Raw genomic sequence first — 13709 nt, 5'->3', positions numbered from 1 at the left:
TTTCACTCCCGAATGAATTACAGGGAGGCGAGGGCGTCGATCTCGACCAGCATCGGCTCCAGCGGGAGGCCGGTGAAGACCGTGGTCCGCGACGGCAGCACGCCGCTCGGGCAGCGCGGGCCGACGAACTCGGCGTACGCCTCGTTCATCGGGGCGAACAGCTCGCGCTCGGTGAGGTAGACGCGCAGCATCACGACGTCGTCGAAGGTGGCGCCGCCGGCCTTCAGGATCGCCTCGATGTTCTGCAGCACCCGGATGGTCTGCGCCTTCACGTCGCCCTCGTTGACGAACTGACCGGTCGCCGGGTCGACCGAACCCTGGCCGGACACCTGCAGCAGGTTGCCCTTGCGGACCCCCTGGGAGAACACGGGCATCGGGGCGGGGGCGTCGGTGGTGGACACGGCGGTCTTGTCGGACATGAAAGCCTCTCTAGGAGTAGTCGGCGCCGATGGCGGCGGTGGTGGTGAGCAGGTCCGGGAGCAGCTCCAGGACCTGGTCGTAGTTCAGCAGGACGTCCGGCACGCTGATCGACACCGCCCCGACCACCCGGCCGGAGCGCTCGGTGATCGGTGCGCCGATGCAGTTGATGAACGACTCGTGCTCGGCCCGGTCGTGCGACCAGCCCTGTGCCCGGACCAGGTCCAGCTCGTCGCGCAGCTGGTCCGGTCCGGTGATCGTGTTCGGCGTGAACTGGTGGTACTCGATGGTCGCGAGCAGCGCCTCGCGCTGCCGCTTCGGCTGGGCCGCGAGCAGCACCTTGCCGACAGCCGTGCAGTGCAGCGCCGCCGGGACGCCGACCTGCGAGTACATCCGCACCGACTGCACGCTGTCGAGCTTGTCGATGTAGATGACCTGCCCGTTCTCGTACGCCGCCAGGTGCACGGTCTGCCCGGTCCGCTGGTTCAGCGTGCGCAGGTGCGGCGCGGCGACGTCCCGGACGACGTGCTGCTCGCGGGACGCGTCGGCGAGCGAGAAGAGTCGGGAGCCGAGGCGGTAGCGGTGCGCCTCGTCCCGGCGTACGAAGCGCTCGGCCTCCATCGTGCGGAGCAGCCGGAGCACGGTCGTCTTGTGCACGTCGAGCTCGGTCGCCAGCTGGTCGAGCGACCGGTCGCCCTCACCGAGACTGACCAGGATCTGCAGGGCACGGCCCAGACTCTGACTCACACCAGCACTCCCCTCGGCCCGAAGCTCGTCGTCGCCCAGGCGTCGGGCGAGCACTCCAGCAACGTACGCCGTACCGCCGGCTCCGGCGGCTGCGCGTGGTCGCCCGGCACGGTCAGGACGGCAGCCGCGCTGAGATGGCCCGAGCGGAGGCGCTGCTCCATCGGCAGACCTTCGAGCGTGGCGGCGAGGAATCCGGCCGCGAAGGCGTCGCCTGCGCCGACCGGCTCGACCACGTCGACGGTGAGGGCTGGGACCTCTGTCCGGTGACCATCAGCCTCCAGCGCCGTCGCCACGTGCGCGTCCGACTTCACCACGATCGTTGCCCTAGGCCCCAACAAGGCGCGCAGCTCGTCCGGGTCACTCGTCCCCGCGAACAGCATCGCCTCGTCCGCCCCGATCAGCACCACGTCCGCCGCCCGCAGCAACCGCCACAGCGGCGCCGGGTCCTTCTCCCGCCACAACGCCGGCCGCCAGTTCAGATCCACACTCAGCACGAAACCGAGCGTTTCCCGGAGCGCCGCCAGCCGATCCAGCATCGCCGCCGTCTCGTCGGACAGCGCGGCGGTGATCCCGGTCGTGTGCACCAACTCGGCCCCGACCAGTCGGTTCCGCACCGCCGGCCGATCCAGAAACCCCGGATCCATCGCCGACGCCGCCGAGCCGGACCGGTAGTAGTGCATCCGCGTCCGCCCCGCCCGGCTGTGCTTCACGTACAGCCCGGTCGGCCGCACCGGATCGTCTTCCACCCCACCGACCTCGACGCCGCGCTCGCGCAGGTCCTGCAGCACGTGCCGCCCGAACCCGTCGGCACCCAGCCGCGAGATCCAGCCGGTCGGAACGCCGAGCGCGGCCAGCCCACCGGCGACGTTGCACTCGGCACCGCCGACCGACCGCCGGAACGTCTCGACATCCTCCAGCGGGGCACCCGTATCGGCGGCGAGCATGATCATCGCCTCGCCGAGACAGACCGCGCGGGGCACCGGGTCGACCATCGGGTGTCCTCTCTCGCAGTCCGTTGACGGGAGTTCTGGCGCGATGCTACAACCGAGTGGTCAGAATGCGCAACGCTCGTTGCACGCCTTGCAATCATGGAGGAATCAGCTGATGACAGCTTCCTACGACGCCGCCGCGGTCGCCGCCCTCGCGGACCAGCCGGTCAGCTGGCAGGACAAGGCGCTGCCCCCGGCGTGGTGGGGCCGGACCGTCCGCGAGATCCTCGCCGCCCGGCCCCGGCTGTCCCAGCTGCCGACCCCGCTGCTGACGCTGTCCGGCCCGGGAATGGAGCACAACCTCGCGACGCTCGCGCGCTGGTGCGCCGAGCACGGCGTCGAGCTCGCGCCGCACGGCAAGACCACGATGGCCCCGGCGCTCTGGGCGGCCCAGCTCGACGCCGGCGCGTGGGCGATCACGCTGGCCAACGGGTTCCAGCTCGGCGTCGCGCGGGCGTTCGGCGTACGGCGGGTGATGGTCGCGAACGCGGTGATCTCCCCGCTGCAGCTGCGCTGGATCGCCGACGAGCTCGCCGCGGACCCGGCGTTCGAGGTGCTGGTGTGGGCCGACTCGGTGCAGACGGTCGAGCAGCTGGAGGCGGCGCGGGCCGCGCACGTCGGGGCGGACGCGCGGCCGCTCGACGTACTGGTCGAGATGGGTGGCGCTGGAGGCCGCACCGGCGCGCGGGACCTGAAGACAGCCCTCGCCGTGGGTGAGGCCATCGCCGCGTCCTCCACTCTCCGCCTCGCCGGCGTCGCCGGTTACGAGGGAGCCATCGCCCACGGCGCCGACGAGGCCGGGCTCGAACACGTCCGCGCGTACCTGCAGACCCTCGCCGACGTGCACGCTGCCTTGGCTGACCTCTACCCGGCCGGCATCGTTCCGGTGGTCAGCGCAGGCGGCAGCGCGTACTTCGAGCAGGTCGCCAAGGTGTTGGGGCCGTTGTCGGCTTCCGGTGCGCGGGTGGTGCTGCGGTCCGGCGCGTACATCGCCCACGACGACGGCTACTACCGCGAGATCTCGCCCCTCGGCTCCGCGCCGCGCACCGACGGCGGCCGCCTGATCCCGTCCATGCACGGCTGGGTTCGCGTCACCTCCCAGCCTGAACCAGGCCTGGCCATCTTCGACGCCGGCAAACGAGACCTCCCCTTCGACGAGGGCATGCCCGAGCCGCAACTCCTCCGCCCGCGCAGTGCCGGCGAGTCCCCCACCGTCCTGTCCGGCCTGACCGTCACCAAGCTCAACGACCAGCACGGCTTCCTCCGCTTCGAAGGCGAACCACCGGTCGTCATCGGCGACGAGCTCCGGGTCGGCCTCTCCCACCCCTGTACGGCGTTCGACAAGTGGGGCCTGATCCCGGTCATCGACGACCCGGACGCCGCGGACCCGGTCGTGGTCGACCTGGTGAGGACGTTCTTCTGATGCACATCACCAACGCCACGGTGCTGGACGGAACAGGCGCCCCCGCCTATGCCGCAGACGTGCAGATCGAGGCCGGCCGGATCGCCACGATCACCCCGCGCCCAGCCGAAGGCGAGGGCCCCGGGGCCACCGCCCCTTCCCCTCCCCCCGCCCGCGGCCCGCAGGGCCGCGGGCGGGCGATCGATGCTTCTGGGCTGGTGCTTTCCCCCGGTTTCATCGACATGCACGCTCACTCCGACCTGCAGATCCTCGCCAACCCCGACCACACCGCGAAGGTCAGCCAGGGAGTGACGCTGGAGGTGCTCGGCCAGGACGGCCTCTCCTTCGCCCCGATCGACGCACCGACGCGCACCGCCGTCCGCCGCCAGATCGCCGGCTGGAACGGCGAGCCCGACGACTTCGACTTCTCCTGGGACTCCGTCGAGGGCTATCTCGCCCGCCTCGACCAGGGCATCGCCTGCAACGCGGCGTACCTGGTCCCCCAGGGCACCCTCCGGATGATGGTCGTCGGCACCGAGAACCGCCCCGCGACCCCCGCCGAGCTGACCGAGATGAAGCGCCTCCTCGCCGAAGGCCTCCAGCAAGGCGCCGTCGGCATGAGCAGCGGCCTCACCTACACCCCCGGCATGTTCGCCACCACCGAGGAACTGGTCGAGCTGTGCCAGGTCGTCGCCGAGTACGGCGGCTACTACAGCCCGCACCAGCGCTCGTACGGCAAGGGCGCCCTCGACGCGTACGCCGAGATGATCGACGTCGCGAAGCGTTCCGGCTGCGCCCTCCACCTCACCCACGCGACGATGAACTTCGAGCCCAACCGCGGCCGCGGCGTCGACCTGCTGGCGATGATCGACGACGGCCTCGCCCAGGGCGTCGACATCACCACCGACACCTACCCGTACTTGCCCGGGGCAACCACCCTGGCCGCGATCCTGCCGAGCTGGACCGCCGAGGGCGGCCCCGACGCGCTGCTCGCCAGACTCCAGAACGACGACGACCGCGCCCGGATCACCCACGAGCTGGAGCAGGTCGGCACCGACGGCTGCCACGGCTGCGTCACCGACTGGCAGACGATCGAGATCGGCGGCGTGAAGAACCCGACGCTCTCCGGTGCCGTCGGCAACACCGTCGCCGAGATCGCGGCCGGGATCGACAAGCCACCGGCGGTGGTCTTCTTCGACCTCCTGATCCGCGACAACCTGGCGACCACGATCCTCCAGCACGTCGGCCACGAGGAGAACGTGCAGGCGATCATGCAGCACCCGACGCACACCGGTGGTTCGGACGCGATCCTGGTCGGCGGCAAACCGCACCCGCGCGCCTGGGGCACCTTCCCGCGCTACCTGGCCCACTACGTCCGCGAGCTCGGCGTCCTCGACCTCGCCGACTGCGTCCACCACCTCACCGGCCGCCCGGCGCGCCGGCTCGGTCTGACCGATCGCGGCCTGATCCGCGAGGGGTACCACGCCGATCTGGTCCTGTTCGATCCGAAGACGGTCAAGGACACCGCGACGTTCGCCGGACCCCGCCAGCAAGCCGAAGGCATTCCCTGGGTCTTTGTCGCCGGAGTCCCCGTCATCGAGAACGGCGCACGAACGGACGCCCTCCCCGGCCGAGCAATCCGCCGCGCTCCCTGACGCCACCCAAGTACCAGCCCCCGCCTCCACCTGTCTCCCCGACGGATCTCCGCCCCACCCCCACGAAAGGATCCGCATGACCACCCTCGACCTCCTCCGCGCCGACCGCGTGCTGAGCGTCGTCCGCGCCCCCGAGATCACCGACGCCCGCGATCTCTGCTCGGCGCTCGTTGCCGGCGGCATCCACGTCATCGAGCTCACCTTCACCACCCCCGACCTCCCCAAGCACCTCGAGCGCGCCGCCTCCGGCGACACCGGCGCGGTCGTCGGCGCCGGCACCGTGCAGACCGAGGCCCAGGCCCGTACAGCGGTCGATGCAGGCGCCAAGTTCCTGGTCACTCCCGGCCAGGGCCCCGAGGCCGCCGCGATCGTCGCCGCCGCGCACGACGCCGGCGTACCGATCGTGCTCGGCTCGCTCACCCCGTCGGAGGTGATGACCGCGATCGCGCTCGGCGCGGACGCGGTGAAGATCTTCCCGGCCCACCAGTTCGGCCCGAAGTACCTGAAGGACCTGAACGGCCCGTTCCCCGGCGTACCGCTGGTCCCGTCCGGCGGCGTCAACTCGGCGAACGCGCGCGCGTTCCTCGACGCCGGCGCGCTCGCGGTGAGCGCCGGCACCGACGTCGTCTCCCCCGCCGACGTCGCGGCCGGCAACTGGTCCGACATCACCGCGAAGGCGAAGTCCTTCTGTGCAGCTCTGAGCTGACCGCAGTGCCCGTACCGCGGTAGTCCCGACCGCGGTCCCTCCCCACCCCTCGGAGTCCCCCATGTCCGGAGCCATCGACTGGTTGCACACCAGCACCCCCGGGTTGCTGCTGCTGTGCGTGGTAGCGATCGCGCTGCTGCTGTTCCTGATCATCAAGGTCAAGCTCGAACCGTTCATCTCGCTGCTCGCCACCAGCCTGTTCCTGGCCCTGGCGGCCGGGCTGAACGTCCGCACGATCGTCGGTACGGCGCTGAAGTCCAGCGACTCGCTGCTGGAGAAGGGCTTCGGCGGCATCCTCGGCCACATCGCGGTGATCATCGGCCTCGGCACGGTGCTCGGCGCGCTGCTCGAACGCTCCGGCGGTGCCGACGTGCTGAGTCGTCGCCTGCTGAAGCTGTTCGGCCCGAAGGGGACGCCGGTCGCGATGGGCCTGGTCGGCCTGATCTTCGGCATCCCGGTCTTCTTCGACATCGGCATCTTCGTGCTCGCCCCGCTCGTGTACGTCGCGGCCAAGCGCGGCGGCAAGTCGCTGGTCCTCTACGCGCTCCCGGTCCTCGCGGGCCTGTCGATGACGCACGCGTTCCTGCCACCGCACCCCGGCCCGACCGCGGTCGCCGGGCTGCTGCACGTCGACATGGGCTGGCTGATCATCATCGGTCTCGCCTGCGGCCTGCCGGCGTTCGCCGTCGCGGGCATCCTCTGGCCGCTCTACATCGCGCCGCGTGTTCCGGTCAGCGTTCCGGCCGACTACGTCGCGCCGGAGGAGGAATCGCGGCCGGAGCCTTCGCTGGCGCTGGTGATGAGCGTGATCGTGCTGCCGCTGATCCTGATCCTCGGCGCCACCTTCGGCACGCTGATCCTCGACCCGGACCGCGACCTGCTCAGCGTCCTGACCTTCCTCGGCAACCCGGCCGTCGCACTGCTGATCGCCGTCCTGCTCGCGTACTACCTGCTCGGCGTACGGCGTGGCATGAGCAACGCCGAGTTCAGCGAGCTGAGCAGCAACTCGCTGAAGCCGGTCGGCATGATCCTGCTCGTCGTCGGCGCCGGTGCCTTCTTCGGCGCGGTCATCTCGGCCACCGGCGTCGGAGCCGCGCTCGCCAAGAGCCTGTCCAGCGCAGGTCTCCCGGTGCTCCTCCTGGCGTACGTCATCTCCTGCGGTCTGCGCATCGCGCAGGGCTCGGCGACGGTCGCGATCGTCACCACCGGCGGTATCGTCGGCCCGCTGCTCACCGCCGACGGCTACTCGCAAGCCCACCTGGCGCTGATCGCCGCCGCCATCTGCGCGGGCTCGATCATCCTCAGCCACGTGAACGACGGCGGCTTCTGGATCGTCGCGAAGTACTTCAACATGACCGTCAAGGAGACCCTGCTGACCTGGTCGGTCCTGGAAACCGTCTTGTCTCTGGTCGGTTTCGGGATGGCGGCGTTGCTCTGGGCCATCATTTGACCCAGAGCAACGCCACGGCGCTCAGCCGATCAGCTCCACGACCGGGCCTTCGTGCAGTTCCTTGTAGACCTGGTCGCGGAGTTGGTTGGCTTCGGCGTCGGTCAGCGTGTGGTCGACCGGCCGCAGGACCAGCCTGACCAGCGCGTTCCGCTGCCCGGGCGCGAGCTGCAGGCGCTGCCGGGCGGCGTCCGGGAGTTCGTCGTACGACGTCTCGCTCAGCACCTCGACCGACTCGGCCGCGTCCTCTCCGAGCACGGCGCGGACCCGGTCCCCGAGCAGCTCCGGAGACAGATCGGTGTCCGGACCGACGACGACCGAGAGGTCCCGGCGTACGGCGGGCATCGCCGAGACCTCCTTGTACGGCTGCAGATCCAGCATCTGCGCGGCGACCCGCGGATCGGTCGACCGCAGCAACCGGATGTCGCGGATCCCCTTGCGCAGCATCATCAGCCGGTCGAGCCCCGGGCCCATCGCGAGCCCGGTCCAGCGCTCGTCGAGCCCGGCCCGCCTGAGGACGGCGGGCGCCGCGACGCCGCACTCGCCGATCTCGATCCACTGGTTGTCGAGCAGGACGTCGATCTGCCGCCCGTGCGTCGTGTACGGGTGCACGGCCGGAACGGTCCGGTACATCCGGCCGGGCAGGACCGTGCTGACCAGGCGTTCGATCAGCTGCTCCAGCTCGGGTTCGCCGAGCTCGACGTCACGGCTGATCCGCCAGACGTCGAGCTGGTGCGGCGTACCGGTGTGCTGCCAGTCGACCGAGTCGCGGCGGTAGCAGATCCCGGCGCAGATCATCAGTACGTCGGTCGATTGTGACTGCGCCAGCTCTCGCAGCGCGGGCGGGATCATCGCCGAGGTGTGGCTGCGCAGCACCTCGCCGTCCGAGGCGTAGCGGGTGTAGCGGGCATCACGGGTGACCGCGTCGGCGGCGTACCCGAGGTTGTCGTAGTTGTCGGCGAGCGGCACGACCGGGTGGTCGCGCCGGACCCAGGTCTCGGTGTACGGCCAGGCCCGGTTGAGCGCGACGCGGAGCGCGTCGACGATCAGCTGGATCGCGTGCGGACCCTGAGCCGGGTCGGCGAGGTCGCGCAGGGCGAGGGCAGCGTGCAGTTCAGAGGTGGTGAGGACAGCCATGATGAATCTCCTGAGATGAGCAGGTCCGGGGGAAACCACACACCCCGACCGGCCGCGGTCACCTCAGGGAGAGAGCGCAGCAGCGGCCCACCCCGACGGCACCGCTGTGCCGGCCGGGGCGCGGAAATCGCTGCCCGTGCTGCTGCATGCCTCTACTCTACCGGGCCGCTGGAAAACCCACCCGCGGATATCCCCAGGGTGCGAGGATCGGGGGCATGCGATGGATCGACGGGTTGGAAGCGGCCGCGGCGGAGAAGCTGCCCGAGGCGGTGCACCGGTACTTCCGGCAGGGCTCGGCCGGCGGCGTCAGCGTCGGCGAGGCGGTCGCCGCCTGGTCGTCGTACCGGTTCCGGCCGCGAGTGCTGACCGACGTGTCCTCGATCAGCACGGCGACGACAGTGCTCGGCACTCCGGTCGCCGGTCCGGTCCTGGTCGCGCCGACAACCCTGCAGCGGCAGGCCGATCCCGACGGCGAGGCGGCGATGTCGGCCGGAGTAGCAGCGGCCGGGTCGGTGCTCGGCGTCTCCAGCAACGCCGGTACGACGTACGCCGAGATCGCCGCGGCCGGAGCGCCGTGGTGGCTGCAGATCTACGTGACCCGCAACCGCGACTACACCCGGCAGATGCTCGACGCGGCGGTGGCCGCGGGTGCGCGGGCCGTCGTACTGACTGCTGACACACCGGTCGTCGGCCGCAAGGAGGACGACGGGCCGACGGTGTGGGAGGTCGTGCAGCCCGGGCATCTGCGCGCGAACGTCGACGAGTCGGCGTACTCCGACGACGACCTGGCCAAGGCCGACGACCTGACGCCGGACGTGATCGGCTGGCTGCACGAACACACCAATCTGCCCGTGGTGGTGAAGGGCATTCTGCGCGGTGACGACGCCCGGCGTTGCGTCGACGCGGGCGCGGCCGGCCTGATCGTCTCGAATCACGGCGGCCGCCAGCTCGACGGCGCGGTCGCCACGGCGTACGCGCTGCCCGAGGTCGTCCAGGCTGTCCCAGGCACCGAGGTCTATGTCGACGGCGGCATCCGCCGCGGCGAGCACGTCCTGGCCGCGCTCGCGCTCGGCGCCCGCGCCGTCTTCGTCGGCCGCCCGGCGCTCTGGGCCCTGTCCGTCGGCAGCTCCCCCGGCGTCACCCGCCTCCTCACCGACCTGTACGACGAACTGGCGCACGCCCTCGCCCTGGCCGGCGTGCCCACTCCGGCCGCGGTCACACCCGACCTGGTCGCGGCGGCGAGTTCTTGCCGCGTTCCGGGCGCCGATCACTGACGGTGCAACGATGTGACCATGCTCCGAATCGTCACCCTGAACACCTTCCAGGCCGGGTACCGCGTCGTCTCCGAATGGGCCGCCCGCAACGGCCACGAGATCGTCCTGCTCGTCACGCTGCCGGTCGGCGGCGAGCGCTACGACCCGACCGCCCCGCCGCTGATCGCCAGCGTGCCCGCGGAGCTGAACGTGCTGGTGACGAACAAGCTGCGCGCGGTCGCCGCGCCGGTGATCGAGGCGATGGAGCCCGACCTCGTGATCTCCGCCGCGTTCCCCCGGCTGATCCCCGACGAGGTGCTGAAGGTCCCGCGGTACGGCGCACTGAACTGCCACCCGTCGCCGCTGCCGATCGGCCGCGGCCCGAACCCGCAGCGGCTGATCTACGAGGGCTCCGACGAGGTCGCCGCGAGCGTGCACCGGACCGAGCCCGGTTTCGACACCGGCGCGGTGCTCGCGCAGCGCTCGATGCCGCTGCCGGCTGACCTGAACGGCGGCCCGCTGATGGAGTGCTGGCGGACGCTGCTCACGTCCTGCCTCGACGAGGCCGTTCCGCGGGCCGTCGCCGGTGACCGCGGCGAGCCGCAGGACCCGGCGAAGGTGACGGAGGCGCCGCGGTTCACGCCGGAGGAGTACGTGCTCGACCTGACCGAGCCGTCGGCCGTCGTACGCCGGAAGGCCGCGGCGCTCAACATCACCGCGGTGATGGCCCGGGTCCGCCTCGAGGGCGCCGAGTACCTGGTCGCCCGGACCGAGCCGACCGAGGCCAGGGCCGGTGCGCCGGGCAGCATCGTCGCGACCCATCACGACGGTTTCACCGTCCGGACCGCCGACGCCGCGCTCCGCCTGACGGCGGCGCGGGTCTGAGACGGCGCGGTGTTGAACAGTGAAAGGCCCCGGTCGGTCGACCGGGGCCTTTCGGGTGCTACAGGTGAGCCGAAGCTCAGGCGTTGTCGTCCTCGCCCAGCATGTTGCGGGTGACGTTGGGGTCCACCTGGACGCCCGGACCCATCGTGGTCGAGAAGACGGTCTTCTTGATGTAGCGCCCCTTGGAGCTGGAGGGCTTCAGCCGGAGAATCTCCTCCAGCGCGGCGCTGTAGTTCTCCACCAGCTGGGCCTCGTCGAACGACGCCTTGCCGATGATGAAGTGCAGGTTCGCGTGCCGGTCGACCCGGAACTCGATCTTGCCGCCCTTGATGTCGGTGACAGCCTTCGTCACGTCCGGGGTGACCGTGCCGGTCTTCGGGTTCGGCATCAGACCACGCGGTCCGAGCACGCGGCCCAGCCGGCCGACCTTGCCCATCAGGTCGGGGGTGGCGACGACGGCGTCGAAGTCCAGCCAGCCGTCGGTCACCTTCTTGATCATGTCGTCGTCGCCGACGAAGTCGGCGCCGGCCGCCTTGGCCTGCTCGGCCTTCTCACCGGTGGCGAAGACGAGGACCCGTGCCGTCTTGCCGGTACCGTGCGGAAGGTTGACGGTGCCGCGCACCATCTGGTCGGCCTTGCGGGGGTCGACCCCGAGCCGCATCGCGACGTCGACCGTCGAGTTGAACTTCTTGCTGCCGGCCGCTTCCTTGGCGAGCTTGATCGCCTCGAGCGGGCTGTACAGGTGATCGAAGTCGATCTTCTCCGCGATCGTGCGGTACGCCTTGCTGCGCTGTGCCATTACGTTTTCTCCTGTGTGCCGGACGGCTTGCTCGTCGTCCGTTGTGGTGGTCGCGGACAGCTGTCGCTGCCCTTCCCACACCTGCTGTGGTTTTGAGGTGCTACTTGTCGACCGTGACGCCCATCGAGCGCGCGGTGCCCTCGATGATCTTCATCGCGGCGTCGATGTCGCGGGCGTTCAGGTCCGGCATCTTGGTGGTGGCGATCTCCCGGACCTGGTCCTTGGTGATCTTGCCGACCTTCTCCTTGTGCGGGACCGGCGAGCCCTTCTGCAGACCGGCGGCCTTCTTGATCATCTCCGGCGCCGGCGGCGTCTTGGTGACGAAGGTGAAGGAACGGTCTTCGTAGATGGTGATCTCGACCGGTACGACGTTGCCACGCATGGACTCTGTCTGGGCGTTGTACGCCTTGCAGAACTCCATGATGTTGACGCCGTGCGGACCGAGAGCGGTACCGACCGGCGGTGCCGGCGTCGCGGCACCGGCCTGCAGCTGCACCTTGACCAGGGCAGCGATCTTCTTCTTGGGAGGCATTTCGGGTCCTTAGACTTTCTGGATCTGGCTGAAGCTGAGTTCCACCGGGGTCTCCCGGCCGAAGATCTCCACCAGCGCCTTGATCCGCTGGGCGTCGGCATTGATCTCCGTGATCGTGGCGTGCAGGGTCGCGAACGGCCCGTCGACGACCATGACCGAGTCGCCCACACCGAAGTCGGCGACCTCGACCTTCTTCTTGGCCGCGGTCTTCGTCGGTGCGGCGCCGGTCTCGGCCGCCGCCGCCTCGGCCGCCGCCACGACGGCCGGAGCGAGCATCTTCTCGACCTCTTCGAGGCTGAGCGGTACGGGCTTCTGGCTGTTCCCGACGAAACCGGTCACCGACGGCGTGTGCCGCACGGTCGACCAGGACTCGTCGGTCAGGTCCATCCGGACCAGCACGTAGCCGGGGAGCACGGTGCGCTTCACCATCCGGCGCTGCCCGTTCTTGATCTCGGCGACCTCTTCGGTCGGCACGACGATCTCGAAGATGTAGTCCTCCATGTTCAGGGAGGTGATCCGGTTCTCCAGGTTCGACTTGACCCGGTTCTCCATCCCCGAGTACGTGTGCACCACGTACCAGTCGCCGATCTGCGAGCGCAGCGTGGCGCGCAGCTCCTCGAGCGGGTCGCCCGGCTCCTCCGGCTCGGCCTCTTCCGCGGCCTCGCCGGTGGCGTCGTCGTCCTCGTCCTCGTCGGCGTCGTCATCGTCGGCACCGGCGGAGAAGACGACCGCGTCGTCCTCGACCTCTTCCTCGGTGTCGTCCGGCGCGACCTCGGCGGTCTCCTCGGCCAGCTCCTCCGCGGCGTCGTCGACGTCGGCGGCGGTGACCACCTCGGCGTCTTCGGCGTCGTCGTCGGCGGCCACGATCACGACCGGCTCGTCGTCGGAGTCGTCCTCGTCGGCGTCGCCGTCCTCGGCGTCGTCGTCGGCGGCGTACTCGGCCTCGGCCTTGTCGTCGTCGACGTCGGCGAACGGGTCGTCGTCATCGTCGTCGGACAGCTCGACGTCGTCATCGTCGTCGTCGAGGTCCAGGTCGAGATCCAGGTCGACGTCGTCATCGTCGTCGGCGTCAGCGGACAAGTCGAAGTCGTCCTCGAAATCGTCGAGGACCTCGTCGTCACGCTCGGACACGTTGTACTCCGTCATCTCTGCATCGGGTGTTGTCTGCGCCGGTCACCTGGGGACCGCGCGCCGGTGGATCGCTGCGGCGCGGGCGGTCAGCCGAAGATCTTGAACATCGCCCAGCCGAAGGCGAGGTCGAGCACCGACACGATCGCGATGACGAACACCACGAAGGTCAGCACGACCACGAAGTAGGTGGAGAGCTGCTTGCGCGTCGGCCAGACGACCTTGCGGAGCTCGGCGACCACCTGGCGGTAGAAACGCAGCAGCCGGTTTCCCGACTTGCCTTCCGCAGGCTTGCCGGCGCCGGACGGTGCCGGGGTGCGCGTCTCCGTCACGACCTACCTCTTTCGCTAGCGGCGGCCTGACCGGCCCTGCGCCGGTCAGGAGTTGCAGGGCACGAGGGACTTGAACCCCCAACCTTCGGTTTTGGAGACCGATGCTCTGCCAGTTGAGCTAGTGCCCTCTGCAATCTCTCCCGGACGCCGCTGACCTGATCTCGGGCATGCCGGATCAGGGCCATCTACGCCCGGACTAGAAGAGTGTACGGGGTCGAAGCCACCTGGTCGAACTGAGGCCTACCCCGCCACGACCCCACCGGGCGCCGTACCGCGAGCA

General features: G+C 70.1%; 14 protein-coding genes and 1 tRNA gene. 6 read left to right on the top strand and 9 right to left on the bottom strand.

The window, feature by feature from the left end:
• Nucleotides 1-17: 17 nt before the first annotated feature.
• The 3 genes from ACZ6Z4_RS38055 to ACZ6Z4_RS38045 are packed head-to-tail and all read right to left on the bottom strand — an operon-like array spanning nt 18 to nt 2156.
• The gene (locus ACZ6Z4_RS38055; protein ID WP_465577134.1) at nt 18-419 is read right to left on the bottom strand and encodes a RidA family protein; all 402 of its coding nucleotides are present in this window, start codon (nt 417-419) and stop codon (nt 18-20) included.
• 10 nt (nt 420-429) lie between these two features.
• Nucleotides 430-1164: an IclR family transcriptional regulator gene (locus tag ACZ6Z4_RS38050; RefSeq protein ID WP_465577131.1), complete on the bottom strand. Its 735-nt coding sequence runs from the start codon at nt 1162-1164 to the stop codon at nt 430-432.
• Entirely contained in the window at nt 1161-2156 is a 996-nt protein-coding gene (locus ACZ6Z4_RS38045; RefSeq protein WP_465577126.1) for a sugar kinase, read from the bottom strand. The genes ACZ6Z4_RS38050 and ACZ6Z4_RS38045 overlap by 4 nt, the downstream gene beginning before the upstream one ends.
• A gap of 112 nt (nt 2157-2268) precedes the next feature.
• On the opposite strand from ACZ6Z4_RS38045, the gene ACZ6Z4_RS38040 reads away from it, so the two are divergent.
• The 4 genes from ACZ6Z4_RS38040 to ACZ6Z4_RS38025 all read left to right on the top strand — a co-directional run bounded on the left by ACZ6Z4_RS38040 (nt 2269) and on the right by ACZ6Z4_RS38025 (nt 7366).
• Entirely contained in the window at nt 2269-3576 is a 1308-nt protein-coding gene (locus ACZ6Z4_RS38040; protein ID WP_465577121.1) for a type III PLP-dependent enzyme domain-containing protein, read from the top strand.
• Entirely contained in the window at nt 3576-5210 is a 1635-nt protein-coding gene (locus ACZ6Z4_RS38035) for an N-acyl-D-amino-acid deacylase family protein (RefSeq protein WP_465577117.1), read from the top strand. Before ACZ6Z4_RS38040 ends, ACZ6Z4_RS38035 begins: the two co-directional genes overlap by 1 nt.
• A gap of 76 nt (nt 5211-5286) precedes the next feature.
• Entirely contained in the window at nt 5287-5916 is a 630-nt protein-coding gene (locus tag ACZ6Z4_RS38030; protein ID WP_465577115.1) for a bifunctional 4-hydroxy-2-oxoglutarate aldolase/2-dehydro-3-deoxy-phosphogluconate aldolase, read from the top strand.
• Nucleotides 5917-5977: 61 nt separating this feature from the next.
• A complete protein-coding gene (locus tag ACZ6Z4_RS38025) occupies nt 5978-7366 on the top strand; it encodes a GntP family permease (protein WP_465577110.1) in 1389 nt (462 codons plus the stop codon).
• 21 nt (nt 7367-7387) lie between these two features.
• On the opposite strand, the gene srmL is transcribed toward ACZ6Z4_RS38025, so the two are convergent.
• Nucleotides 7388-8500 (bottom strand): PheS-related mystery ligase SrmL, encoded by a 1113-nt coding sequence (srmL, locus tag ACZ6Z4_RS38020; RefSeq protein ID WP_465577108.1) that lies wholly within the window; start codon nt 8498-8500, stop codon nt 7388-7390.
• A 215-nt stretch (nt 8501-8715) separates the two neighbouring features.
• Here srmL and ACZ6Z4_RS38015 point away from each other — a divergent pair, with 215 nt between their 5' ends.
• Together ACZ6Z4_RS38015 and ACZ6Z4_RS38010 are read left to right on the top strand one after the other, a co-directional pair.
• Nucleotides 8716-9774 carry an alpha-hydroxy acid oxidase gene (locus ACZ6Z4_RS38015; RefSeq protein ID WP_465577104.1) on the top strand — a complete coding sequence of 353 codons (1059 nt, stop codon included), beginning with the start codon at nt 8716-8718 and terminating at the stop codon, nt 9772-9774.
• 18 nt (nt 9775-9792) lie between these two features.
• Nucleotides 9793-10638, top strand: coding sequence for a methionyl-tRNA formyltransferase (locus ACZ6Z4_RS38010; RefSeq protein ID WP_465577101.1), 846 nt, complete (start codon nt 9793-9795; stop codon nt 10636-10638).
• A gap of 76 nt (nt 10639-10714) precedes the next feature.
• Here the strand turns inward: ACZ6Z4_RS38010 and rplA are convergent, their stop codons facing one another.
• From rplA to ACZ6Z4_RS37985, 5 genes are all read right to left on the bottom strand, one after another.
• The gene (rplA, locus tag ACZ6Z4_RS38005) at nt 10715-11437 is read right to left on the bottom strand and encodes a 50S ribosomal protein L1 (RefSeq protein ID WP_363672514.1); all 723 of its coding nucleotides are present in this window, start codon (nt 11435-11437) and stop codon (nt 10715-10717) included.
• Nucleotides 11438-11537: 100 nt separating this feature from the next.
• Entirely contained in the window at nt 11538-11969 is a 432-nt protein-coding gene (gene rplK / locus ACZ6Z4_RS38000) for a 50S ribosomal protein L11 (RefSeq protein ID WP_184798850.1), read from the bottom strand.
• 9 nt (nt 11970-11978) lie between these two features.
• Nucleotides 11979-12833: a transcription termination/antitermination protein NusG gene (gene nusG, locus ACZ6Z4_RS37995; RefSeq protein ID WP_465577553.1), complete on the bottom strand. Its 855-nt coding sequence runs from the start codon at nt 12831-12833 to the stop codon at nt 11979-11981.
• A gap of 353 nt (nt 12834-13186) precedes the next feature.
• On the bottom strand, nt 13187-13429 hold the full coding sequence (gene secE / locus ACZ6Z4_RS37990; protein ID WP_145802759.1) for a preprotein translocase subunit SecE: 243 nt from the start codon (nt 13427-13429) through the stop codon (nt 13187-13189).
• Nucleotides 13430-13484: 55 nt separating this feature from the next.
• Nucleotides 13485-13557: transfer RNA gene (locus tag ACZ6Z4_RS37985), tRNA-Trp, on the bottom strand.
• Between the last annotated feature and the right edge of the window lie 152 nt (nt 13558-13709).

The sequence above is a fragment of the Kribbella sp. NPDC104740 genome, assembly GCF_055583505.1.
The sequence above is the reverse complement of the archived record's forward strand: the minus strand, read 5'-3'. Positions and strand labels throughout refer to the sequence as shown.

Excerpts from the sequence above, each read along its gene's own strand:
- rplA (WP_363672514.1), bottom strand. The coding sequence starts at position 11,437 with ATGGCACAGCGCAGCAAGGCGTACCGCACGATCGCGGAGAAGATCGAC.
- rplK (WP_184798850.1), bottom strand. The coding sequence starts at position 11,969 with ATGCCTCCCAAGAAGAAGATCGCTGCCCTGGTCAAGGTGCAGCTGCAG.
- ACZ6Z4_RS38030 (WP_465577115.1), top strand. The coding sequence starts at position 5,287 with ATGACCACCCTCGACCTCCTCCGCGCCGACCGCGTGCTGAGCGTCGTC.
- ACZ6Z4_RS38015 (WP_465577104.1), top strand. The coding sequence starts at position 8,716 with ATGCGATGGATCGACGGGTTGGAAGCGGCCGCGGCGGAGAAGCTGCCC.
- ACZ6Z4_RS38025 (WP_465577110.1), top strand. The coding sequence starts at position 5,978 with ATGTCCGGAGCCATCGACTGGTTGCACACCAGCACCCCCGGGTTGCTG.
- ACZ6Z4_RS38010 (WP_465577101.1), top strand. The coding sequence starts at position 9,793 with ATGCTCCGAATCGTCACCCTGAACACCTTCCAGGCCGGGTACCGCGTC.
- ACZ6Z4_RS38045 (WP_465577126.1), bottom strand. The coding sequence starts at position 2,156 with ATGGTCGACCCGGTGCCCCGCGCGGTCTGTCTCGGCGAGGCGATGATC.
- srmL (WP_465577108.1), bottom strand. The coding sequence starts at position 8,500 with ATGGCTGTCCTCACCACCTCTGAACTGCACGCTGCCCTCGCCCTGCGC.
- ACZ6Z4_RS38040 (WP_465577121.1), top strand. The coding sequence starts at position 2,269 with ATGACAGCTTCCTACGACGCCGCCGCGGTCGCCGCCCTCGCGGACCAG.
- ACZ6Z4_RS38055 (WP_465577134.1), bottom strand. The coding sequence starts at position 419 with ATGTCCGACAAGACCGCCGTGTCCACCACCGACGCCCCCGCCCCGATG.
- ACZ6Z4_RS38035 (WP_465577117.1), top strand. The coding sequence starts at position 3,576 with ATGCACATCACCAACGCCACGGTGCTGGACGGAACAGGCGCCCCCGCC.